This window comes from Sphingomonas changbaiensis NBRC 104936 (genome assembly GCF_000974765.1).
Taxonomy (GTDB): Bacteria; Pseudomonadota; Alphaproteobacteria; order Sphingomonadales; family Sphingomonadaceae; genus Sphingomonas_B; species Sphingomonas_B changbaiensis.
Window position 1 is genome coordinate 95,288 of record NZ_BBWU01000048.1, and the last position, 23,034, is coordinate 118,321.

Below are 23,034 nucleotides of genomic sequence, written 5' to 3' on the forward strand. Positions count from 1 at the left end.
TGTAATTGGTCCGGCGACTCGGGCCATGTACACGGAACTCAACACAGCCACCCATTTCAGCTTCCTGCGCGGTGTTTCCAGCGCAGAGGAACTGTTCGCGGCCGCGGCGATGCTCGGTTACTCCGCGCTCGGCATCACCGATCGCAATACGGTTGGTGGTCTCGTGAAGGCTCTGCGTGCTGCCGATGCGACCGGGGTGCGGCTGGTCGCCGGTTGCCGGCTCGACCTGATGGATGGGACGGCACTGCTGGTCTGGCCACAGGACCGCGCCGCCTGGTCGCGCCTGACGCGTCTGCTGACGATTGGCAAGGGACGCGTCGACCGGAAAAGGGGCGAGAAGGGCCAGTGTTTCCTACATTGGGATGACATCCCAGCGTGGAGCGACGGACTAGTTGCGGCGCTGGTTCCGGACGAAGCAGACCGCGTCACCGAGGTCGCGCTTGCGCAAATCGGCGGCATCTTCGGCGGCCGCGCCCATCTGGCGCTCACCCATCGCCGCCGGCCGGGCGAGGCCACGCGGCTGCGCGCGCTCGACGCGCTGGCCCGGCGTTATGGAGTGCGGTCGCTCGCCACCGGCGATGTGCTTTACGACAGTCCCAACAAACGAATGCTCCAGGATGTGGTGACCGCAATCCGCGAGCATTGCACGATCGACGAACTCGGCTTCCGCCGCGAACGCTATGCCGACCGGCATCTGAAGAGCGCCAAGGAAATGGAGCGGCTGTTCGCTCGCTTTCCCGACGCGGTGCAGGCGACCGCCGACATCGCGAGGCGCTGCACCTTCAGCTTGCGCGAGCTCAGCTACCAATATCCCGACGAGATCGTGATGTCCGGGCGTTCGCCCCAATCGGCGTTGGAGAAGCTGACTCGCGACGCCCTGCGCACGAAATTTCCAAAGGGGGTGCCGAAGGAATATTCAAATCTTCTGGAACACGAGCTGAGCCTGGTCGGTAAGCTCGGTTACGCTCCCTATTTCCTGACCGTCAATTCGATCGTCCGCTACGCACGTAGCCAGGATATTCTCTGCCAAGGCCGTGGCTCGGCAGCCAATTCGATGATCTGCTATGTACTGGAGATCACCTCGATCGATCCGGTCAAACATGGTCTTTTGTTCGAACGGTTCATTTCCGAAAATCGCGACGAACCGCCCGACATCGATGTCGATTTCGAACATGAACGCCGAGAAGAGGTGATCCAGTGGATCTATAACAATTACGGACATGATCATGCCGCATTGACCGCGGTCGTCAGTCGCTATCGGACGCGTGGGGCTATTCGGGAGGTAGGCAAGGCCCTGGGCTTACCCGAGGACCTGACCGGTGCGCTGTCCGGCCAGATTTGGGGATGGTCGAACGACGGCGTTGCCGAACGGCATGTCGAACAGCTCGGTCTGGACAAAGATGCGCCCCGCCTGGCGCTCGCGCTTGAGCTCAGCCGTCAACTGATCGGTATGCCGCGGCACCTCAGCCAACATCCGGGAGGATTCGTCCTCACCGATGATCGTCTCGATGAACTCGTGCCGGTCGAGCCGGCGACGATGGTGGATCGACGCGTGATCGAGTGGGAAAAGGATGATCTCGAGGAATTGAAGATCATGAAGGTGGACGTATTGGGCGTCGGCATGCTGGGCTGCATGCGCCGAGCGTTCGATTTGCTGCGCGAGCACAAGCAAATCGATTTGAACCTGTGGTCCGATGTTTTCCAGAACGACGATGAAGCCGTCTATAGGATGATCTCTAACGCCGACACACTCGGCGTCTTCCAGATCGAAAGCCGGGCGCAGATGTCGATGCTGCCGCGGCTGAAGCCGAAGGAATTCTACGACATCGTCATCCAGGTCGCGATCGTGCGTCCAGGACCGATCCAGGGCGACATGGTCCATCCTTATCTGCGGCGGCGTGAGGGGAAGGAAGAGCCGGAATATCCGTCCAAAGAACTCAAACAGGTGCTGGAAAGGACTCTGGGCGTCCCTCTTTTCCAGGAGCAGGCGATGAGAGTGGCAATCGTCGGCGCCGGCTTCACTCCTGCCGAGGCGGACGAACTCCGGCGTGCGATGGCGACATTCAAGTCCAGGGGCGGTGTCGACAAATTCAAGGGCAAGATGATCGGGGGCATGCTCGCGAACGGCTACACGCGCGATTTCGCCGAGCGCACCTTCAAGCAGATCGAAGGCTTCGGCAGCTACGGCTTTCCCGAAAGTCACGCGGCCAGTTTCGCCAAGATCGCCTACGCCTCGTCCTGGATGAAGTGCCATCATCCGGAAATCTTCTGCGCCGCCCTCCTCAACGCGCAGCCGATGGGCTTCTATGCGCCCGCCCAGATCGTCCGCGATGCTCGCGAGCATGGCGTGAAGGTGCTGCCGCCGTGCGTGAATGCGAGCCGATGGGATTGCACGCTGGAAGGAGACGCAGAACGCAAGCCGGTGCGGCTCGGCCTAAGGCTGGTCAAAGGCCTGTCAGACACTCACGGCGCCCTTATTGCCGTTGCAGCGATGGATAAACCGTTCGTCTCGGTCGAAGATGCCTGGCATCGCTCGGGCGTGCCGGTGGCGGCACTTGAAAAGCTGGCCGAAGCGGATGCTTTCGCCTGCCTGGGCATCGATCGTCGCCAGGCTCTGTGGCAAGTGCGGGGGCTCGGACAGACCGAGCTGCCTTTGTTCATGTCAGTCGAGAATCGGGAACCCGCTGTCACCCTCCGCCCGATGACGGAAGGGCGCGAGGTGGTCGAGGATTATGGCATGATCCAGCTGTCGCTGCGCCACCATCCGGTGCGGTTCCTGCGGCCGGAGCTGGACCGGCAACGTATCGTGCCTGCGGGCCATCTTGCCAAGCTGAAGGACGGCGCAAGAGTGACGGTCGCCGGCATCATCCTGGTCCGCCAGCGGCCCGGCAAAGGAAATGTCTGCTTCATCACGCTGGAGGACGAGACCGGCATCGCCAATGTCATCGTGTGGGAACGCGACTTCGAACGGCAGCGGCGCGCGATCATGGGATCGGCCATGATTACAGTGCGCGGCAGGCTGCAGATCGAAGGCAAGGTAATCCACATCGTCAGCGAGCGGATCGAGGATTCGACCCACTTGCTGCGCCGTGTCGGCGAAATGGACTTTCCGCACCACACCAGCCGCGGCGATGGCGCGACACACGGCGGCTCACCCGATCGTGGCGACCTGATCCGGGTGAAGACGCGGGATTTCCATTAGATGACGTGGGTCGCTCGTCCTGAGCGGAGCGCATAGCGCGTAGTCGAAGGGCGCTGCTCCCTGACCCGTGCCGACGCCCTTCGACTTCGTCCTTCGGCCTACGCTCAGGACGAGCGGAGGCTTTGCTTCACCGGCTCCCCAAAATCGCCGTGTCGTGCGTCTTCGCCCAGTTCGCCTCGCTGATCACATAGGCGCGGGCCGCTTCGGCGTCCGCGGGGCTGAGGACCTTGGCGAAGCTCACCATGCCGCGGTCGTGGAGTGCGCCGTCGATGACGATGTTTTTCCACGTGTCCGCGTCTCCGAGCGCGCCCGAATGGCGGAGATCCGGCGTTACGCCGCCGCTGACGGCGTTCGCGCCGTGGCAGACCTGGCAATAGCGGCCGAAGACTGCCTTGCCGTGCGCAACCTGGGCAGCAGGCGCGGTCGCCGGCGGCGGGTCAAAGCTGGCCGCCATCGGCTCCGGCAGTGCCGGTAATTTCCCCGTGCCGCCCAGCTTCAGCACGATCAGCCGCGGGATGCTCGGCACCTTGTTGGCGGCGCCACCGGCATAGCCCGAGGTCAGCGCCCAGGCGCCGCCGCGGCTGGTCAGCAGCGCGACATATTGCACGCCGCCGATCGAATAGGTGGAAGGGGCCGCGAGCACGCCCGACTGGACCGGCAGCGACCAGAGCTGCTTGCCGCTGTCGGCCGCATAGGCGCGGAATTCGCCCAGCGCAGTGCCCTGGAAAACGAGGTTGCCGGCGGTCGCGAGCGTGCCGCCGTTCCAGGGCGTCGCATAGTCGACCCGCCACCGCGCCTTGCGCGCGACCGGATCCCAGGCGACCAGCGCCCCCTTGGTCGCCGCGATCGCGGCCTTGATGAAGGCCGGGTCGGCCGGTAGCATTCCCTCGCTCATGTTCGCAGCCACATTGAAGCCGATCGCCTTGCGGCTTGCGTCTTCGGGCGAGAGCGGCGGGATATAGCCGAAGCCGATGTCGTTGACCGGCACGTAGACGAGGCCGGTCGCGGGAGAGAAGCTCATCGGCTGCCAACTGTGCGCGCCGATCGGGGCAGGCGCAGCCAGGAACGGCTTGCCCTTGGCACCATAGCGCGCGTCGGGATTCTCGATCGGCCGCCAGGTCTTCGGATCATAGCCGGTCGCCCAGTTCACGGCCGTGAACATATCGGCGGAGATGGGCTTGCCCGTCTCGCGGTCGATCACGAAGAAAAAGCCGTTCTTGGGCGCGTGCAACAGCACTTTTCGTCCGCCCAGTTCCGCCAGGATGATCGGCTGGGTCGCGGTATAGTCCCAGCTCTCGCCCGGCGTCTCCTGATAGTGCCATTTGTAGGCGCCGGTGTTCGGATCGAGCGCGACGATCGACGACAGGAACAGATTGTCGCCCCGGCCTTCGCTCCGCACCTGATGGTTCCACGGACTCCCATTGCCGACGCCGATATAGAGCTGGTCGAGCGCAGGGTCGTAGACGATCGCATCCCAGGCGGTGCCGCCCCCGCCCGATTGCTTCCATTGGCCATTGGCGGTCCATGTGGCGAACGCCTTGGCCATGATCGGATCGGAGACCTCGCCATCAGGCTGCCCGGTTGGGTTCGGGACCGTGTAGAAGCGCCAGCGTTTCTTGCCGGTCGCCGCGTCATAGGCGGTGACATAGCCGCGCACGCCGAATTCTGCGCCGCCATTGCCGATGATCACCATATCCTTGACGACCCGGGGCGCGCCGGTGATCGTGTAGGGCTTGGCCGGATCGGTGGTCTGCACGCTCCACACGGGCTTGCCGGTCGCGGCGTCGAGCGCGATCAGCCGGCCATCGAGGGTTCCCAGATAAAGTTTGCCCTTCCACACCGCGACACCGCGATTGACCACGTCGCAGCACGCCTCGACGCCCTTGGTGCCCTGGACCTTGGGATCGAAGCTCCAGCGCGGCTTCCCGGTCACCGCGTCATAGGCGAAGACTTTCGACCAGGGGCCGGTCACGTAGAGCGTGCCGTCGACCATCACTGGTGTCGATTCGACCCCGCGGGCGTCCGGCAGGTCGGCAAACCAGGCGATGCCGAGCTGATCGACAGTCTTGTCGTTGATCTGCGCGAGCGGGCTGAATCGCTGTTCGTCGTAATCGCGCCCGACCGATGGCCAGTCCGTCCCGTCGCCGCCGTTGGTCAGATAGGCGCCGTCCACCTTGGCGCCCGGCTTGATCCCCGTCTGCCCATAAGCAGCCGCGGCGCCCAGCACCAAAGCCGCCGCAATCACTGCCCGCATGCCCCTACTCCCGTGTTTTGACGGGAGTTTGCTGCACTCGGTTGCGATTTGCTACGGCTTTTTAGAAGTAAGGCGGCTTGTCGAGGCCGGTGGGGCTCTTGGTGAAGATTTCGCAGCCGGTTTCGGTGATGCCGATCGAATGCTCGAATTGGGCTGAGAGCGAGCGGTCGCGGGTGACGGCGGTCCAGCCGTCTTCCAGCACCTTGCAGTCCGGGCGGCCGATATTGATCATCGGCTCGATCGTGAAGAACATGCCGGGCTTCAGCTCAGGGCCGGTTCCCGGGCGGCCGGCATGCACGACCTCCGGCGCGTCGTGGAACAGCCGTCCGACGCCGTGACCGCAGAAGTCGCGGACCACGCCATATCTGTGTTTCTCGGCAAAGGACTGGATCGCATGCGCAATGTCGCCGAGCCGGTTGCCGGGCTTCGCCTGCTCGATCCCCAGCATCATCGCTTCATAGGTGACGTCGACCAGGCGCCGTGCCTTCACGCCGACGTCGCCGATCAGATACATGCGGCTGGTGTCGCCATGCCAGCCGTCCAGCAACGGAGTGACGTCGACATTGACGATATCGCCGTCCTTGAGCGTCCGTTCGGACGGGATGCCGTGGCACACGACGTGATTGATCGAGATGCAGCTCGAATGCGTATAGCCGCGATAGCCGAGGGTCGCCGGCACGGCCCCTTCGCGCAGCATGTGCGCCCGGATCATGTCGTCGATCGCCTGGGTCTCGACGCCCGGCGCCATATGCGGCGCGATGGCGTCGAGAATATCCGCCGCCAGCCGTCCCGCCTTGCGCATGCCCGCGAACCCGTCGGGCCCATGCAGCTTGATCGCGTTGGTCCTGGTCGCAGCGGCGTCGGCGTCGATATAGCTGGTCATCGCGCAAATGTAGCGATCCAGGCCGCTCCCGACAACGAATCGCGTTGAATTTCCCCGCTCGAGCCGCGAGGCCGCCCGCGCGACGCTTGTTCCCGGACCGGCCCGGAACATTGTTTCGGGTCCAAACATTGCGGGATCGGTGTCGCTGACTCAGCACAAGCAGACCGCCGAGCGATTGATCCTCGCGCTCCTGATCCTGGCGCTCGCTGCCGCGCTCTGGATGCTGAGAGATGTCGTCATCACCGCCTTTGCGGCCGTTCTGGTTGCGGTCCTGCTACGCGAAATCACCGACCTCCTGCACACGCGACTGCGCATGCCGCCTGGCGTGGCGCTTGCCGGAGCCGTGATCATCGCGTTCAGCGTGCCGATCGGGGCGGCCTGGCTGTTCGGCCGGGAAGTGTCCGTGCAGTCGACGTTGATCGCTCAGGCCATTCCGGGCGCGATCGACCGGCTGGGCCAGTTGCTCGATCCGATCGGCATCGGCGACGCGTTTCGCCACGCGGTCCAGAACCTCCTCGATCCTGCCATGATTGCGAACCGGGTCGGGGGAATCGCCTCGTCGTCGATCGGGGTCATTCTCCACCTGCTGCTCGTGATTTTCGGCAGCATCTATTTTGCGGCCCAGCCGCGGCTGTACCGGACCGGCCTGGTGAAGCTGGTGCCGCCCAAAGGGCGTGAGCTTGCCGGGGCCGCGCTGGATACCGTGGGCGTGGCGCTCAGGCGATGGCTTCTGGGCCAGCTCGCCGCGATGGCGCTGGTCGGTCTGTTGACCGGAGTGGGCCTGCTGCTGCTGGGGTCGCCATCGGCCCTGACGCTCGGCGTGCTGGCCGCAGCGCTCGAGTTCATTCCCTATCTCGGGCCGATCCTTTCGGCTGTCCCGGCGATCGCCGTCGCTCTGGTCCACAGCCCGCAACAAGCCGTCTGGGTCGCAGGCCTGTATCTGCTGGTCCAGCAGGCCGAAAACCATCTGATCCAGCCGCTCATCCAGCAACGCGCGGTCGATATCCCGCCGGCCCTGCTGCTGTTCGGTGTAGTCGCGATGGGAACGCTGTTCGGCGCCGCGGGCGTCGTGCTCGCCGCTCCGCTTGCCGTGGTCTTCTACGTGCTGGTCAAACAACTCTGGGTGCGCGAAGCGCTGCACACGCCGACCCCGTTGCCGTCGGAAGACTGAGGTCGGCGCGACCTGGACGTGTTTTCCGTTTGAGGCGCGGCGCAGGGGCACTTATCGAGAGTGCGGAAGCCGGGGCCTCCCACAACCAGAGAGGATGAATCGCCACTCATGAAACACGTCGCGTCACTCGCCTGTTTTTCGGCGCTGCTCGCCCTGTCATCGCCCAGTCCGGCGCAGGATTATTCGGCCCGGGTCGCGCGCGTCCTGAAAACGACGCCGCTGATCGACGGCCACAACGACTGGCCCGAAGTGCTGCGCGAACGCGAAGGCGATGCGCGCTGGACGATGGATCTTCGCCAAGGGCTCGACAAGCGGCCGACGCCGTACAACACGGATATCGCGCGGTTGCGCCGCGGGATGGTCGGCGGGCAATTCTGGTCCGTCTATGTGTCGGCCGACCTGCCGGGGCTCGAGCAGGTCAAGGACACGCTGGAGCAGATCGACCTCGTCCGCGATATCGTTGCGCGCTACCCGCAGGACTTCGCGTTGGCGCGCACGGCCGACGATGTCCGGCGGATCCACCACGAGGGCAAGATCGCCTCGATGATCGGCGTGGAAGGCGGGGGGCAGATCGACGAGAGCCTGTCGGTGCTTCGCGCCTATCGCGCACTCGGCGCCGGCTATCTCACGCTCACCCATTCGCGGACGATCGAATGGGCGGATTCGGCGACCGACGATCCCAAGCATGACGGCCTCACCCCGTTCGGCGAGGAAGTGGTGCACGAGCTCAATCGGCTCGGCATGCTGGTCGATCTCTCTCATGTCAGTGAAGCGACGATGCGCGATGCGCTGCGCGTGACGAAGGCGCCGGTGATCTTCTCCCATTCGAGCGCACGCGCGCTCGACGACCATCCGCGTGACGTTTCCGACGATATGCTGAAGCTGGTCGCGGCCAATGGCGGCGTGGTGATGGTCAATTATGCTCCAGCCTATGTGTCGGATGCCTATCGCCGATGGTCGGCCGATCGCGCGGCGGAAAAGACCCGGCTCAACGCGCCGCCCTTTGGAGGACTGCTGATCGGGCAGCCGGAGAAAGCCGCGGCGGCGCTCGCCGCGTGGGAGAAGGCCCATCCGGCCCCAAAGGTCACGCTGGCGCAGGTCGCCGATCATATCGAGCACATCGCCAAGATCGCGGGAGTCGACCATGTCGGCATCGGTTCCGATTTCGACGGCGTCGGCAACGACCTGCCCGAAGGGCTGGAGGACGTCAGCACCTATCCCGCGCTTCTGGCCGAGCTGATGCGCCGCGGCTGGAGCGACGCCGATATTGCCAAGCTTGCTGGCGAGAATGTGCTGCGCGTAATGGCCCAGGCGGAAAAGGTCGCCGCCGGAATGGCGGGCGAGCTGCCCGCGACAAAGCCGATCACGGCTGCGCAACAGGAATAGACGGAAATGCTGTCCGAAATGCCCTCACGGAATACCGGCGCGGCTGCCTCATTCCCGATTGACGAGGTGCGTGCGCAATTCCCGGCGCTCCGCGTCGGCAACCGGGTGTATCTCGACGGTCCCGGCGGCACGCAGATGTGCGCGCCGGCGATCGATGCGATGGTCCGGCATCTGGAGAGCGGCACCGCCAATCTTGGCGGGGACTTCCGCACGTCCATCGATACCGGGGCGATGAGCGATGCCGCGCATGCGGCGATGGCGGACCTGCTCGGCGCAGCGCCGGACGAGATCGGATTCGGCCCCAACATGACGTCGCTGACCCTGTCGGTCTCGCGCGCGCTCGCGCGTGAATGGCGGGACGGGGACGAGATCGTCGTCACCCGGCTGGATCACGATGCGAATGTCGCGCCCTGGCTGCTCGCGGCAGAGGATCGCGGCGTGACGGTGCGCTGGCTCGATTTCGATCCGGACAGCGGCACGCTGCGGATCGACACATTGCCGGCCCTGCTCGGCCCGCGCACGCGGCTGGTGGCGGTCGGCGGCGCCAGCAACGCGATCGGCACGTTGAACGACATCCCCGCGATCGCCGCTATCGTGAAGGCGCAGTCGTCCGCCGTGCTGTTCGTCGATGCGGTGCAATCGGTGCCGCACGTGATCACGGAGGTGGCCGCACTGGGCTGCGACCTTCTGGTCTGCTCGCCGTACAAATTCTTCGGCCCGCACCAGGGCGTGCTGTGGGGCCGTACCGAACTGCTGGAGCGGCTGCGGCCCTACAAGGTCAGGCCCGCCGCCGACCGCCCGCCGGCGCGCGCATTCGAGACCGGCACGCCGTCGTTCGAAGCCCAGGCCGCGATGCTCGGCACGATCGATTATTTCGACGCGCTCGGTACCCGCTTCGCGCGGGATGGGGCCAGCCGCGTCGAGCGCCTGCGCGCCGCATTCCATGCGTTCCAGGCCTATGAGGAGCAGCTGAGCGCGCGCCTTCTCGACGGCTTGCGCTCGATCCCGTCGGTGAAGCTCTGGGGGCCGGCGACCATTGCCGGCCGCGTGCCGACGTTCGGCCTCACGATCGCGAATTGCCGTCCCGAGCGCGCCGCGGAAGCACTGGCCAGCCGCGACATCTTCGCCTGGGCCGGTCACTTCTACGCGATCGAAGTTGTCGCCCGGCTGGGCCTGGCGGAGAGCGGCGGGCTGCTGCGCCTGGGGCTGTGCCACTACAATACGGGCGAGGAGATCGACCGCACGCTCGAAGCACTGGCGGCCATCGCAAAGCGTACGGACTGAGAAACGGCCAGTCCGGCCTTCAGGCGGTTGCGCGACTCAAAGGCTGCGGTAAGGGCGGGACATGGCCGTCATCGATCGAATCTGGACCGCCGGGCTCGTCATTATCGGCGACGAAATCCTGTCCGGGCGCACCCAGGACAGGAACATCGCCCAGATCGCGCTGTGGCTGAACCTGCAGGGCATTCGCCTGGCCGAGGTTCGCGTGGTCGGCGATACCGTGCCGGCAATCGTCGAGGCGGTGAACGCGCTTCGCGCGCGCAACGATTATCTGTTCACGACCGGCGGCATCGGCCCCACGCATGACGACATTACCGTCGACGCGATTGCCGAGGCGCTGGGTGTTCCGGTCGTCGTCCATCCTCGGGCGCGCCAGATGCTCGAAAGCTACTACCAGAGCCGCGGCGGCATTACCGATGCGCGGCTGCGGATGGCCCGCGTGCCGGAAGGGGCCGACCTGATCGAGAACCGCATGTCGGGCGCGCCGGGCATTCGCTGGCAGAACATCTTCATCATGGCGGGCGTCCCGCACATCACCGCGATGATGCTCGATGCGCTGTCGGGGGCGATCGAGGGGGGCAAGCCGCTGCTGTCGGAAACGATCGGCTGCTGGGTCGCCGAAAGCGAAGTCGCGGATCTGCTGCGCGCAACCGAAAAGGCGCACGAGGGCTGCCAGATCGGCAGCTATCCGTTCTTTCGCGAGGGAAAAGTCGGGGCGAATTTCGTGATCCGCTCGACCGACGCGGTCGCGCTGGGCGCCTGCCGCGCCGATCTGGCTGCTCGTCTCACCGAAGCTGGTCGCGCCCCCATCGACGGCGGCATCTGAGCGCATGGCGCGCATTCTATTGGGTTGGGAGCTGGGGGCGAATCGCGGCCATCTCGTCCGCATGGCCGATATCGCGCGACGGCTGACGGCCGAAGGGCATGAGGTGGTGATCGCGGCCCAGCGCCTGAGCCGCGATTTCGATCTGCCGCGCGACGTGAAGCTATGGCAGGCGCCTCTCTGGCCCCGGCTGCTGGGGAATGTCGGGGCGCTGGGCGGGCCGGTGCCGAACACGATGGGCGACATCCTTGTCCGTGTCGGCCTCGACATTCCAGACACGTTGCCGGTGCTGATCCAGGCTTGGCACCAGATATTCGATGCCGTGCGGCCCGACGCGGTCGCTGCCGATTTCGCCCCGGCCCTGCTCTGCGCTGCCCGTGGCCGGATACCGACACTGGCGATCGGCCTGGCCTTCGATTCGGTGCCCGGCCATCTGGACGAATTCCCCAGCCTGACGGGCCAGCCCCCGGTCTATGCAGAGGCCGGTGTGCTTGGCGTGGTGAACGCGTCGATGGCCGCGGCTGGGCTGAAACCGCTCGCCCATCTGCCGCAGCTGTTCGCGGCCGATCACGCGCTGGCCGGAACCTTCACGGAGCTGGACGTCTACGCGAAATGGCGGCGCGAGCCGGTGGTCGCCCCGTCGGTCGCGCATCCGATCGGGGAAGCGGGGGCGGGCGAGGAAATCTTTCTCTATGCCGATGCCGCGCTGCTGCGCACTCCGGCGCTCTGGGACGGATTGGCCCGTTCGGGGCTGCCGATCCGCGTCTACGCCCAGGGTGCCTCTGCCGCGCAGCAGGTGGAGCTGACCCGGCTTGGCCTTGCCGTCGAACCGTCGCCCATCCCGTTTGCTCGGATCGCAGAGCGGTCGCGGGTGGTGATGACCTATGGCGGGCTCGGCTTCGTCAGCAGCGCGCTCTCGGCCGGCGTGCCGGTGGTCGTCGTCCATTATGATCTGGAAAAGGCGCTGACGGGCCAGGCGATCACCCGCCTGCAGCTGGGCGGCCATGTCTATGCCGGCGCAATCCAGCCGGAGGCGTTCGCGACCTCGCTGCGCCAGCTCTACCAGAACGACAGCTTCCAACGCCGCGCGCGGGAACTGGCGCCCGGCTTTCGCGCGCGGCTCAATCCCAGCCAGGAAGAACTCGCGGCGCGCTGGCTGATCGACGCCGCCTAGGCACCCACCCGCGGCAGCCGCCGCAGCAGCACCAGCGCCCCCAGGCCGAACAGCGCCGCAACCAGGAACGCCGCGCCGGGGAAATGGACCGGCGCATCGGCCTTGGTGAACTCGGCCATCACACGCGTCAGCGCCAGCGGCGCGACGATCGCGCCGATGCCCATCGCCATGCTCGCGACGCCCTGCACCTCGCCTTGCGTCTCAGGGGAGGCCCGACGCGACAGCATGGCCATCAGGCTTGGCTGGACGAGCGACTGGACAGCGATCGCGACCATGATCGCGAAGGCCATCCAGCTTTGGGTCGCAAACGCATAGGCGAGGAATCCGACGATCGCGCCGACCAGGCCCAGCGTCGCCGCATCGCGCTCGCCAAGCCGCTTGACCAGGGGGCCTGTCAGGAAGGTCTGGGTCAGCGCCATGATCAGGCCGACTGCCGCAAAGCTCGCGCCGATCATCGCGTTCGACCAGCCGAATTGCGCGATCGTGTAGAAGCTCCAGGTCATCGGATAGACCATGCTGGCGATCTGCCACAGCGTCAGCACGACAGCGACCGCCATCATGTTCGGCACCGCCCGTGCCGCGGCCAGTGCGCCAAGCGGATTGGCACGGCGCCAGTCGAACGCGCGGCGGCGCTCGACCGGCAGCGTCTCGGGGAAGATCGTCAAGCCATAGAGGAAATTGAGCGCCGCCAGGGCAGAGGCCGCATAGAAAGGCGCGCGATTGCCGAACGCGCTCAGCAGGCCGCCGATCGCGGGTCCGGCGATGAAGCCGATGCCGAAGGCGGCGCTGACCAGCCCGAACGTGCGGGCCCGATCTTCCGGCGCGGTCTGGTCGGCGATGGCTGCCTGTGCCGGCGCATAGCTGCCGCCGAGCGCGCCGGAGAGGACGCGGCCGATGAAGATCAGCCAGATGGTTCCGGCGACGGCCAGCAGCAGATAGTCGATCGCCATGCCGGCAAGCGCGATCAGCAGCACCGGGCGGCGTCCGAACCGGTCGCTCAGATTGCCGAGCACGGGCGCCGCAAAGAAGGTTGCGACGGCGATGGCGAGGCCCATCCAGGCGCCGATCTCGATCGCCCGCGGCAACCGGAAATCACCGACCGCCATCAGCAGCCGCGGCAGGACCGGCATGATCAAACCGAACCCGATCGCGTCGATGAAGATGGTCGCAAGCACGAAGCCGATGCCCCGCTGGGTCATTTTCTCTTTGCTCCTGCAAAGCCGGCGACTGGTTGCGCAGGCGGAATAGGTGAGCCAAGCCCGGCGGGCAACGGAGGCTCGTCATGGATTTCAGCTTGGTCGATGTGTTCGGCATCGAGGATTTCAGCGGCAACCCGGTCGCGGTGGTGCACGACGCGACAGCGCTCTCGACCGACCAGATGCAGCGCATCACGCGCTGGCTGAACCTTTCCGAGACGACCTTCCTGCTGCCGCCCACGAACCCGGAGGCCGATTACCGGGTCCGCATCTTCACGCTCGACCGCGAAATGCCGTTCGCCGGTCACCCGACGCTCGGCACCGCCCATGCCTGGCTGGATTCCGGCGGAACGCCGCGCAACGCGGGCGAAGTCATCCAGGAATGCGGCGCCGGCCTGGTGCCGCTCCGCCGCAGCGGCGAGACCCTCTCCTTCGCCGCGCCGCCGCTGCTCCGCTCCGGACCCGTGGACGAGGAAAAGCTTGTCGAGATCGCCGGCATTCTCGGGATTGCGCGCGACCGCATCGCCGATGCCGCCTGGGCGGACAACGGTCCCGGCTGGGTCGCGGTGCTGCTCGGCTCGGCCGAGGAGGTGCTGGCGCTCACCCCGGCGCGTCATCATCCGTCGCGCATGGAAATCGGCGTGGTCGGTCCGTACCCGCCGGGGCACGACACCGCCTACGAAGTGCGCGCGATCTTCAGCGATGCGTTCGGCGGCCTGCTCGAGGATCCCGTGACCGGCAGCCTGAACGCCTCCGTCGCGCAGTGGATGCTGGAGAGCGGGCGCGTGACGGCTCCCTATGCGGCTGCGCAGGGCGCGCGCCTCGGCCGCACCGGTCGCATCTCGGTCAGCCTGGCCGACGGCCAGGTCTGGATCGGCGGCGCCACCAGGACGCTGTTCAAGGGCCGCGCACTCTTCTGAAACGCCGCGGGCGCGGCTATGCGGTGGCGATGTTCAAGGAAATTCCCGATCTCCTCTCCGCGGAACAGCTCCGCCAGCTTCGCGCGATCGCGGCGGCGGCACCGTTCGTGGATGGGCGCATCACCAATCCGCACAACACGGCCAAGCAGAACCTGCAGCTCCACGACCAGTCGAGCTACCAGCAATCATCGCAGCTTCTGATCCAGGCGCTGGGCGCGCACGAGGATTTCCGGAACTTTGCGATGCCGGTCGCGATCGCGCCGCCGATGCTGACGCGCTACGAAGCAGGGATGCGCTATGGCGCGCACACCGACGCCGCCTTCATTCCGCTGCCCAGCGGCCCGATCCGGTCCGACCTGAGCTGCACGATCTTCGTCAATGATCCGGGCGAATATCGGGGCGGCGAACTCGTCATCCACCTCGGCACCCGCTCCATCCCGTTCAAGGGCGCGGCCGGCAGTGCAATCGTCTACCCGTCGGATACGCTGCACGAGGTCGCGCCGGTCACGCAGGGCCAGCGGCTCGTCGCCATCACGTTCGTCCAGAGCCGCGTCGCCGACCCGTTCCGCCGCGAAATGCTGTACGAGGTGAACGAGATCGCAGCCCTTGAAGGCCTCGGCATGCGCGCAGAGAACTTCACCCGGATGCAGCTCTTCCAGCAACGGTTGATGCGCTATTGGGCCGACAAGCCCTGAGCAGCTGGAGCGGGTAGCGGGAATCGAACCCGCGCGTTCAGCATGGGAAGCTGACAGGCTACCATTACATCATACCCGCAAGCCGCTGAATTCGTGACGATTTCAGAGGCTGGCCCGGTCGGGATTTCAAATCGTTCCGAGATGGAATTCCGAACCGGACCGTGCCGATCTAGCTGCGCTCGCCCTCGCCGGCAAGAGCGCGGGCGCTGTCGATCCGGGCCGGGACGTCACGCTGCCTGCTTGAAGTCGGCGAGCTGCGCGGCGAGCGCGCGCTGGAACGCCGGCCGTGCCTCGCCGCGCTTCACATAGGCGGCGAGCACCGGATGGGACTCGAGGGCGGGCGTGCCGTCGAAGATGCGCAGCACCGCGACCATCATCAGGTCGCCGGCCGTGAACGCCCGTTCCAGCCAGTCGCGATCGCCAAGATAGGCTGCGAGCTGTTCGAGGCGCTTCGTCGCCTGCTCAAGCACCTGCGGCCGGCGCTCCTCGGTCCAGGCTGCGCCTTTGTGAAAGAAGTCGATCTCGGCGAGCTGCTGGGTGATCGGTTCGATGCTGTTCAGCGCGGCGACCAGCCAGCTGACCGCCCTGGCGCGGCCAGCCGGGTCGGCGGGCAGCAGGCCGGGCCAGCGCTCCGCGATGTGCATGACAATCGCGCCCGATTCGAAGATCCGCACCTGATCGTCGCGATAGGCCGGAACCTGGCCGAACGGCTGTTCGCGGAGGTAATCGAAGGGGCGGTCCGCCGTCACGTCCAGCAGGCGCACGGCGTAGGCAGCGCCGACTTCCTCAAGCGCCCAGCGCACTCTGAGGTCTCGCACATGGCCTTTGGCGAAATCGGGCACCCATTGATAGGCGCTGACGACGATATCGGACTGCGGATCAACCGTCATGGACAGCCTCGCTTGCTGGCAGGTGACGTGGACTAGTAGTCGACCTTCGGAAAGAAGGTGTCGCCCCGTCCCTCGGGCGTCGTGTCGAGCAGGCCCCAGACCGGATCGATGAAGTCGAGGGCCCGGTGGTTCTGGCCGGGATCATCGGGGGCGAAGACCAGCTCGCTGGCCCAGACGTGGCGAATCGTGTCCCCGTCCTTTCGGAAGACATTCAGCATCGGCTCGTCCCAGGTCTTGCCGTCCGCATGACCGCGTTCGGCGCGCATCGCGGGCGTCAGCGCGGCGGTGTTGCCGTAATAGTGCGCGGGATAATCATTGCCTGCGGTCGACAGCAGCTGGAGGTGATTCCAGCCGCGCGCGTGCGCCCAGCCGGCGAGCCGCGCGATGGGCGACCGGGCGACCGCGTACAGGGCCGCGCGTTGCGGGACGTGCCGCGCGGCGCCGTCGATGCAGTCCAGCAGATGCGTGCAGCCAGGGCAGGGGCCGTCGCGTTCCGGCCCGAACATGTAGCTGTAGAGCAGCAGCGTGGAATGGTCGCCGAATAGTTCGGAGAGCTCCACCTGCTCAGGCCGGAAGTCCGCGCCGATCCGCTCGAAGACATAATCCTCGGGCACTTCGCCGCCGGAAGGGAGCGCGCGGCGCATCGCGGCGACGGCTTCGGTCTGGCGGCGGAGCGCGATCTCGGCGTCGAGCAGCGCATTGCGCGCGGCGCGATAGGCGGGGCTTTCGTTGGGGAAAGCCATGCGCGCGAAATCGTCCGCCATGGATCAGGCCTCCGCCTTCGCCTTTTCGGCCAGTTCCGCCAGCTGTTCGGCGACCTTGCTCCAGCCGTCGGCGAAGCCCATCGCCTGGTGCTGCTGCTTGGCGACGTCCGTCCAATGGCGGGCCCGGCCGGTGTAGCGGGTTTTTCCGCCCTCATCCGAAAACTCGAAGATGCCGACCATGAACGGGCCTTGCGGCATCCAATCCCCCTTGAACGCGTCGGTAAAGACGACGCGCTTGCCCGGGATCGCCTCCAGGATGATGCCGTCCATCCGGTTCTCTTCGCCATTCGGCCCGTACATGACGGTCGACGAGCGGCCGCCGGCGCGCAGGTCCCAGTCGACTTCGGCGCGCCACGGCTTGGGGCAGAACCATTCGTTTGTCTGCTCGGTGAAGACGCGCCAGACCACGTCCACCGGTGCGTCGATCAGGCGGGTGACGGACAGCTCCAGATCCTCGTTCATCGTCATTCTCCCCTTACTTCTTGAGCGGACCGCCGATCGACCAGCGATAGCCGAACGGATCGCGGACCTGCCCGTAGCGGGCACCCCAGAATTGATCGCCGATCGGCATGGCGACTTCCGCGCCGGCAGCGACCGCGCGTTCGAACCATGTATCGGCATCGTCGACTTCCAGGTGCAGCGTCACGCCTGCGGGCGCCCCTTCGGGGTTGCCGCCGCGATATTCGGGGAAGTCGTCGTTCAGCATCAGCGCGGCGTTGTTCACGGTCAGATGCGCATGCAGCAGCCGCTTGCCGTCCTGTCCCGGAACGCGGTTCTGCACGGTCGCGCCGAACGCGCGGCCATAAAAGTCGATCGCCTCGGCCGCACGGCCGTCGATGATCGTCAGGTGCGGGGTGAGCCCGCCCATCGGCGGCTGAGTCTCCATCCTTGCTCTCCTTTTTCTTCAATCGCGGTCGGGCGCGCCGAGCGGGAAGAACGACCGGTAGGGCCGTGCTTCGTCGACGCAGCGCGCGACCGACGGCCGGGCAAGCAGCCGCGCCCGATAGGCTGTCACATTCGCACACTCCTCCGGAATCCGGTGCACCCAATCGGCGTAGAACAGCGCCGGCCCGAACGCGCAGTCGGCGAGGCTGAACTGCCCGGCGGCCGCCCAGTCCCGGCCCGCCATCCACCCGTCGAGCCAGCGATAGGCGGTCTCGAGCGCCGCCTTTGCGTTCTCCACTTCGACCGCATCGCGGCGCTCCGGCGGGCGCAGCGCATTGGCCACGACGCGCTGCATGTTGCCCATCACGTAATTGTCCGAAATCCGGTCGAGCATCCGCACCTCGATCGCCTGTTCCGGATTGTCCGGGATCAACCGGACCGGCCCCGGATGGCGCAGCTGAAGATGCTCGATGATCGTGCTCGATTCCATCACCGTCCGTCCGTCATCGACCAGCAGCGGGAATTTGCCGATCGGCCACAGCGCGCCGAACCGCGCGCCGATCTCCGGCGTATCGGGGCCGAGCGACTGGAAAGTGAACGGGAGATCGTTCTCGTAAAAGGCGATCAGCGCCTTCCACGTGTACGACGAAAAGGCGTGCCCGAAGAGCTCCATGGCCATTACTTCCTCGCTCCGACCAGCGCGAAGGCCGCGCCTTGCGGGTCCATGCCGACGACAATGAAGTCACCGCCCGGCACTTCCGTCGGGCCATGCAAGATCGAGCCGCCGGCAGGTGCGATTTTCGCCGAGGCCGCGTCGATGTCGGCGACGCGGAAATAAAATAGCCATGATGGCGGCGGGCCACCGGGCGCTCGGGTCATCATCGCGCCGATCATCCCGTCGGCGTCGTTGATGAACTGATAATCGCCCATGTCTCCCATCGGCATGCTGCCGCCATCGGTCCAGCCGAACTGACCGGTGTAGAAGGCGAAGGCCGCCTTCTGATCGCTGGTTGCGAGCTCGTTCCAGCCGCAATGGCCGACCGCCTCGCGCGAAAAGGCGCGGCTCGGTTCCGGACTGTTGCCGCGCATCACATAAAAAGGCGCGCCCTGCGGGTCGGCCAGGAGGGCGAAGCGGCCGACGCCGGGAATGTCCTGCGGCGCCATGTGGACTCCGGCGCCGGCGGCCCTTGCGTCCTCGACGGCGGCATCGACATCCTGGACGCCGATATAGCCCAGCCAGCAGGGCGGCATCGGCGCGCCGGATGGCAGGTTCATCATGCCGCCGACGCCTTGCCCGTCGGGCGCAGTCAGGATGCGATAGCCATGATTGACGCTGGGATCGCCGCCGGCCGGCGCGACCGACCACCCGACCAGTTGCTCATAGAAACGCTGCGCCGCGTCGGCATCGCTGGTCACGAGTTCGTACCAGATAAATGGCGCCGGTCCGTTGCTCATTGCATGTATCCTCTCGCTTGTGATGTCAGGTTCGGGCGGTCTTCGCTGACGACGGCCAGCCTGCGGGAGCTTTGCCGGTCAGGTCTGCCCTCAATGCCTTGAGCGCGCGGACAAAGGCGGGCCGCGCCTCGCCGCGGGCGATATAGGCTGCGAGATTGGGGTATGCCTCGACGATCCCCGAACCGCTGAGGTTGCGAAGCACCGCGACCATCAGCAGGTCGCCCGCGCTGAACGGCCCGTCCAGCCATTCGGCGTCGCCCAATCGCGCGGACAGCTCGTCCAGCCGTTCATGGAGTCGCGTAAGGACGCCCGGAAGCCGCGCCTTCGACCAGTCTTGATCGCGTTCGATCACCTTGACCATGACCAGATCCCAGACCACCGGCTCGACCGTGTTGAGGGCGGCGAACATCCACCCGATCGCGCGTGCGCGGGCCGCCGGGTCTTCCGCGAACAGGCCCGGATGATTGTCCGCGATGTGAAGCACGATCGCGCCCGATTCGAACAGGACGAGCCCGTCATCTTCATAGGCCGGCACCTGGCCGAACGGGTTGCGCGCGCGGTGCGCGGACCCTTTCTGCTCGCCCCAGGACAGCAGCCGCACGTCATAGCGCTGGCCGACTTCCTCCAGCGCCCAGCGCACGCGCATGTCGCGCACCAAGCCGCGGCCTTCGTCCGGCGCCCAGTCATAGGCCGTGATCGTCGCGGTCATCGCTCAGGCCGGAACAGCGTCGGCGGCCTGTTCGATGGTCGCGATGTCGATCTTGCGCATCGTCATCATCGACGCCATCGCCCGCCTGGCGCGCTCCGTGTCCTTGTCGGTGGTGAGCTCAAGCAGGCGGCGCGGGGTGATCTGCCACGACACGCCCCATTTATCCTTGCACCAGCCGCACATGCTTTCCTGGCCGCCATTGCCCACGATCGCGTCCCACAGCCGGTCGGTTTCCTCCTGGTTGTCGGTCTCGATCATGAACGAGACCGCTTCGGTCTGCGGGAATGCCGGGCCGCCGTTCAGCAGGCAGAAGCGCTGGCCGGCCAAAGTGACGATCGCCGTCAGCACCTTGCCGGCCGGGCCCGAGGGCGTGTCGATCGGCGAGCGGTTGATCGAATCAATTCGGCTGTCGGGCAGCAGCGAAGCATAGAATTCCGCCGCTTCCTCGACGCCGCCGTTGAACCAGAGCGTGGGCGTGATCTTGGACATCGTTTCTCTCCTCAAGCGAAGGGCGGCGCGCCAATGGCCGCGCTGTGGCCCAGCATGGCTGCGGCCGTGACCAGATAGCCCGCCAATGCGATGAGCAGGCTGCGCGCGGCACTCATGCGGGCACCTTTGCCGCGCTATTGATGATCGGCTCGAAGCCGCCCCAGAACATGCGCGGCCCTGCGAACGGCATGTCGCCATCGGGCTTCATCCGCTCGTCCGCCATCACCTTCTGCCAGCCTGCGTCGCGCGTCGCCTTGTCGGGCCATTCGATGAAGGAGAAGACGACAGTCTCGCCGTCCTCTGCCTTCACCGCGCGGTAGAAATCGGTGACTTTACCTTTCGGCACGTCGTCCGCGATCGCCTCGACCACGCGCGTGGCGCCATGCTCGCGAAAGATCGGCGCGGCCTTTGCGGCCATCGCACGATATGCCTCGCTCTTGCCGGGAAGCACCGGTACGACCCAGCCGTCGACATAGCCGCCATGCCCTGCGCCTTCCTCGACGATCGCGTCGAAGCCGCCGAAGATCATGCGCTTGCCGTCGAACGGCGCCGATGCGCCGATCTCATGCATGCCGGGGTGGCTCATCATCTTTTCATTGGCGGCGTCACGCGCCGCCTTCGACGGATATTCGAACCAGGAAAAGACCACCGTCTCGCCCGGTTCGGCCTTCACCGCGCCCTTGAAGTCGGTGACTTTGCCCTCGGGCACATCGTCGCCCCAACCCTCGGCCATCCGTACGACGCCGCATTCATGGATCAGCGAAGCGACTGAGTTCGCATGCATGCAATAGGCTTCCTTGTTGGCCGCCGGCACGGGCACGACAAATCCCTCAATATAGGTCATGGTCCTCTCCCTTTGCCGTCCAGTTCAAGCGGCTTCGTTCTGGGGCATGGCGGCAACCGCGGCATCGACGTCCATCCACAGCGGGCCGAAACCGTGGCCGTCCGGGTCTTCGAAGGCGCGACTGTACATGAAGCCCAGATCCTCCGGCTCATGAAGCTCGCGGCCGCCGGCGCCGAGTGCGGCTGCCACGATCGCATCCACCTCGGTGCGGCTGTCGAACGACAGCGCCAGCAGCACCTGGCTGGTCGCATGCGCATCCGCGATCGTCTTCGACGTGAAGCCCTGGTAGAAGGGGTGCGTCAGCAGCATGAAGCTGATCGTGTCGGACCAGACCATCATCGCGGCCTGATCATTGGAGAAGCGCGCGTCCTTTGTGCAGCCGATCGCTTCGTAGAAGGCGACCGAGCGGTCCAGATCCCGGACGGGCAGGTTCACGAAGATCATCTTCGACATCTCATCTCTCCTCGGATCAATATTCGAGCTTGGGATACCAGTCGGCCCCGCGGCCTTCGGGCGTCATGTCGAGGATGTTCCAGAGCGGCGTCGGATCGGGCGCCAGATGCGGATCGAAGCCGGGATCGGCCGTTTCCGGACCGCCCTCGGTCGCCCAGAACAAGCGGACCGTGCCGCCGTCTCGGGTCCAGACGTACACGCCCGCGCCTTCTCCGCCATCGACAATGAGCCCCATGTCGCGCGCGAAATCCTCGCCGAGGGTCTGGTAGAAATCGAGGTGCGTCCAGCCGCGCTCCCGCGCCACGGCGAGCTGGCGTTCGACCGGGGAGCGGCCGATGATCGCCAGCGCGACGCGCTGCTCGATGTCGGGCGCGGGGATGTCGAGCGAGCCGACGAACGAGGTGCACATCGGGCAGGGCCGCTGCCGTTCCGGCCCGTACATCCAGAAATAGGTGACCAGCGTGTCGTGGCGGCCGAACAGGTCCGCCAGCGTCAGCTCGCTCCCGTCCTTGTCCAGGAACCGATAATCCTTGGCGACGGGGCCGGGCGGCAAGGCGCGGCGATGTTCGGCGACGCGCTGGATCTGGCGCCGGAGCTCGATTTCCTCCGCCAGCAGCGCCGTCCGCGCGCGACGGTATTCGGCACTTTCTCCCGGCCAGCGATTCGGATTGGCTTCCGCCATCTCCCGCGCAGGCTTCAGCTGCTCCGGCGGCGGCAATGTCGCGGTGTCGCGCATTTCCCTCTCCCTTGTGCGAGTGATCTTCGCGAATCACTTCTTGACCCTGATGCGCGACTCAGTTATTAAAAGCAACTAGCATGTTACAAAAAAGAACTGAAATGGAGCAGAAGGGTAAGAGCCGTTGGTATGATGATGCGTGCGGGACCGCGCTCGCGTTGGAGTTCGTCGGTGAACGCTGGTCGCTGCTGATCATGCGCGAGTTGATGCTGGGGCCCCGCCGCTTCTCCGAGCTGCGCTCGACCTTGGGCGGGATCAGCGCCAATGTCCTGACCCAGCGGCTCGAAAGCCTCGAAGCCGTGGGCATCCTCCGCCGCCGCAAGCTGCCGCCGCCCGCTTCCGTCCAGGTCTATGAGCTGACGCCCTGGGGTTATGAGAGCGAGCCGATTTTCCAGGAAATGGGCCGCTGGGCGACCCGGTCGCCGCTCCACGACCCGATGCTGCCGCTGTCGCCGGTTTCGGCGATGCTGTCGCTGCGCACGATGCTCGCGCCGGACCGTGGCGACCTGGCGATGACGCTCGCGTTCCGCTTCCCGAACGACGCCTTCGTTGCGCGGCTGGACCGGCAAGGGCTCGACATCCAGCGCGGCGAGACCGCCGCCGCCGATGCAGTGTTTGAATGCGATCCGACCACGCTGGTGCGCCTCTTCTACGGCAAATGGCCGATGACCGAGGCGGAGGCCGAGGGACTGCTGCGCTTCACCGGCAATCGCGACCTCGCCCAGCGCTTCATCGATCTGTTCGCGCTGCCGCCGAAGATCGCGCCGCCTGTCGCCTGACGCTTGGATCGGCTCCGCCGGCTCCCCATTTCCCCCGCCATCAGC

Annotated in this window: 23 protein-coding genes, 1 tRNA gene and 1 pseudogene; 9 read left to right on the forward strand and 16 right to left on the reverse strand. The window is 66.1% G+C overall.

Features of this window, described 5'->3' with window-relative positions; translation table 11 throughout:
• The first annotated feature begins 25 nt into the window (after positions 1 to 25).
• Positions 26 to 3,202 carry an error-prone DNA polymerase gene (locus tag SCH01S_RS12945; protein ID WP_046349227.1) on the forward strand — a complete coding sequence of 1,059 codons (3,177 nt, stop codon included), beginning with the start codon at positions 26 to 28 and terminating at the stop codon, positions 3,200 to 3,202.
• A gap of 127 nt (positions 3,203 to 3,329) precedes the next feature.
• Here SCH01S_RS12945 and SCH01S_RS12950 read toward each other — a convergent pair whose 3' ends face one another.
• Positions 3,330 to 5,456: a PQQ-dependent dehydrogenase, methanol/ethanol family gene (locus SCH01S_RS12950; RefSeq protein WP_046349228.1), complete on the reverse strand. Its 2,127-nt coding sequence runs from the start codon at positions 5,454 to 5,456 to the stop codon at positions 3,330 to 3,332.
• 61 nt (positions 5,457 to 5,517) lie between these two features.
• Positions 5,518 to 6,339 carry a type I methionyl aminopeptidase gene (gene map / locus SCH01S_RS12955; RefSeq protein WP_046349366.1) on the reverse strand — a complete coding sequence of 274 codons (822 nt, stop codon included), beginning with the start codon at positions 6,337 to 6,339 and terminating at the stop codon, positions 5,518 to 5,520.
• 139 nt (positions 6,340 to 6,478) lie between these two features.
• Between map and SCH01S_RS12960 the strand changes: the two genes are divergently transcribed.
• From SCH01S_RS12960 to SCH01S_RS12980, 5 genes are all read left to right on the forward strand, one after another.
• A complete protein-coding gene (locus SCH01S_RS12960) occupies positions 6,479 to 7,510 on the forward strand; it encodes an AI-2E family transporter (RefSeq protein WP_052733934.1) in 1,032 nt (343 codons plus the stop codon).
• A gap of 108 nt (positions 7,511 to 7,618) precedes the next feature.
• Positions 7,619 to 8,896: a dipeptidase gene (locus SCH01S_RS12965; protein ID WP_046349230.1), complete on the forward strand. Its 1,278-nt coding sequence runs from the start codon at positions 7,619 to 7,621 to the stop codon at positions 8,894 to 8,896.
• Between the two features lie 6 nt (positions 8,897 to 8,902).
• A complete protein-coding gene (locus SCH01S_RS12970; protein WP_046349231.1) occupies positions 8,903 to 10,180 on the forward strand; it encodes a cysteine desulfurase-like protein in 1,278 nt (425 codons plus the stop codon).
• Between the two features lie 61 nt (positions 10,181 to 10,241).
• Positions 10,242 to 11,003, forward strand: a complete 762-nt coding sequence (locus tag SCH01S_RS12975; RefSeq protein ID WP_046349232.1) for a competence/damage-inducible protein A — start codon at positions 10,242 to 10,244, stop codon at positions 11,001 to 11,003.
• 4 nt (positions 11,004 to 11,007) lie between these two features.
• The gene (locus SCH01S_RS12980) at positions 11,008 to 12,174 is read left to right on the forward strand and encodes a glycosyltransferase (protein WP_046349233.1); all 1,167 of its coding nucleotides are present in this window, start codon (positions 11,008 to 11,010) and stop codon (positions 12,172 to 12,174) included.
• On the opposite strand, the gene SCH01S_RS12985 is transcribed toward SCH01S_RS12980, so the two are convergent.
• A complete protein-coding gene (locus SCH01S_RS12985; protein ID WP_046349234.1) occupies positions 12,171 to 13,373 on the reverse strand; it encodes a TCR/Tet family MFS transporter in 1,203 nt (400 codons plus the stop codon). The genes SCH01S_RS12980 and SCH01S_RS12985 overlap by 4 nt on opposite strands.
• An 83-nt stretch (positions 13,374 to 13,456) precedes the next feature.
• Here SCH01S_RS12985 and SCH01S_RS12990 point away from each other — a divergent pair, with 83 nt between their 5' ends.
• Both SCH01S_RS12990 and SCH01S_RS12995 read left to right on the forward strand, forming a co-directional pair.
• On the forward strand, positions 13,457 to 14,290 hold the full coding sequence (locus SCH01S_RS12990; protein WP_046349235.1) for a PhzF family phenazine biosynthesis protein: 834 nt from the start codon (positions 13,457 to 13,459) through the stop codon (positions 14,288 to 14,290).
• A 29-nt stretch (positions 14,291 to 14,319) separates the two neighbouring features.
• Positions 14,320 to 14,985: a Fe2+-dependent dioxygenase gene (locus SCH01S_RS12995; protein ID WP_046349236.1), complete on the forward strand. Its 666-nt coding sequence runs from the start codon at positions 14,320 to 14,322 to the stop codon at positions 14,983 to 14,985.
• Between the two features lie 5 nt (positions 14,986 to 14,990).
• Here the strand turns inward: SCH01S_RS12995 and SCH01S_RS13000 are convergent.
• The 13 genes and pseudogenes from SCH01S_RS13000 to SCH01S_RS13055 form a co-directional block, all read right to left on the reverse strand.
• Positions 14,991 to 15,064, reverse strand: a tRNA-Gly gene (locus tag SCH01S_RS13000).
• A gap of 148 nt (positions 15,065 to 15,212) precedes the next feature.
• Positions 15,213 to 15,875, reverse strand: a complete 663-nt coding sequence (locus SCH01S_RS13005; protein ID WP_046349237.1) for a glutathione S-transferase family protein — start codon at positions 15,873 to 15,875, stop codon at positions 15,213 to 15,215.
• Between the two features lie 32 nt (positions 15,876 to 15,907).
• The gene (locus SCH01S_RS13010) at positions 15,908 to 16,639 is read right to left on the reverse strand and encodes a DUF899 family protein (RefSeq protein WP_046349238.1); all 732 of its coding nucleotides are present in this window, start codon (positions 16,637 to 16,639) and stop codon (positions 15,908 to 15,910) included.
• 3 nt (positions 16,640 to 16,642) lie between these two features.
• On the reverse strand, positions 16,643 to 17,101 hold the full coding sequence (locus SCH01S_RS13015; RefSeq protein ID WP_046349367.1) for an SRPBCC family protein: 459 nt from the start codon (positions 17,099 to 17,101) through the stop codon (positions 16,643 to 16,645).
• A 13-nt stretch (positions 17,102 to 17,114) separates the two neighbouring features.
• Positions 17,115 to 17,525, reverse strand: coding sequence for a VOC family protein (locus tag SCH01S_RS13020; RefSeq protein ID WP_046349239.1), 411 nt, complete (start codon positions 17,523 to 17,525; stop codon positions 17,115 to 17,117).
• A gap of 18 nt (positions 17,526 to 17,543) precedes the next feature.
• Positions 17,544 to 18,203, reverse strand: a complete 660-nt coding sequence (locus SCH01S_RS13025) for a glutathione S-transferase family protein (protein ID WP_046349240.1) — start codon at positions 18,201 to 18,203, stop codon at positions 17,544 to 17,546.
• A complete protein-coding gene (locus SCH01S_RS13030; RefSeq protein ID WP_046349241.1) occupies positions 18,203 to 18,979 on the reverse strand; it encodes a VOC family protein in 777 nt (258 codons plus the stop codon). Before SCH01S_RS13030 ends, SCH01S_RS13025 begins: the two co-directional genes overlap by 1 nt.
• A 25-nt stretch (positions 18,980 to 19,004) precedes the next feature.
• Positions 19,005 to 19,688 (reverse strand): glutathione S-transferase family protein, encoded by a 684-nt coding sequence (locus SCH01S_RS13035; protein WP_046349242.1) that lies wholly within the window; start codon positions 19,686 to 19,688, stop codon positions 19,005 to 19,007.
• Positions 19,689 to 19,691: 3 nt separating this feature from the next.
• Positions 19,692 to 20,177, reverse strand: coding sequence for a VOC family protein (locus SCH01S_RS13040; protein WP_046349243.1), 486 nt, complete (start codon positions 20,175 to 20,177; stop codon positions 19,692 to 19,694).
• A gap of 112 nt (positions 20,178 to 20,289) precedes the next feature.
• Entirely contained in the window at positions 20,290 to 20,706 is a 417-nt protein-coding gene (locus tag SCH01S_RS17250) for a DUF1428 domain-containing protein (RefSeq protein WP_245612270.1), read from the reverse strand.
• 18 nt (positions 20,707 to 20,724) lie between these two features.
• Positions 20,725 to 21,021: pseudogene (locus tag SCH01S_RS17355) on the reverse strand (DUF1428 domain-containing protein); the annotation flags it as partial.
• Between the two features lie 24 nt (positions 21,022 to 21,045).
• Positions 21,046 to 21,474 carry a VOC family protein gene (locus tag SCH01S_RS13050; RefSeq protein ID WP_174436041.1) on the reverse strand — a complete coding sequence of 143 codons (429 nt, stop codon included), beginning with the start codon at positions 21,472 to 21,474 and terminating at the stop codon, positions 21,046 to 21,048.
• A 16-nt stretch (positions 21,475 to 21,490) separates the two neighbouring features.
• Positions 21,491 to 22,210, reverse strand: coding sequence for a DUF899 family protein (locus SCH01S_RS13055; protein WP_046349245.1), 720 nt, complete (start codon positions 22,208 to 22,210; stop codon positions 21,491 to 21,493).
• Positions 22,211 to 22,311: 101 nt separating this feature from the next.
• Between SCH01S_RS13055 and SCH01S_RS13060 the strand changes: the two genes are divergently transcribed.
• Complete coding sequence (locus SCH01S_RS13060; protein ID WP_084689568.1) at positions 22,312 to 22,989, forward strand: winged helix-turn-helix transcriptional regulator; 678 nt, start codon at positions 22,312 to 22,314, stop codon at positions 22,987 to 22,989.
• The last annotated feature ends 45 nt before the right edge of the window (positions 22,990 to 23,034 follow it).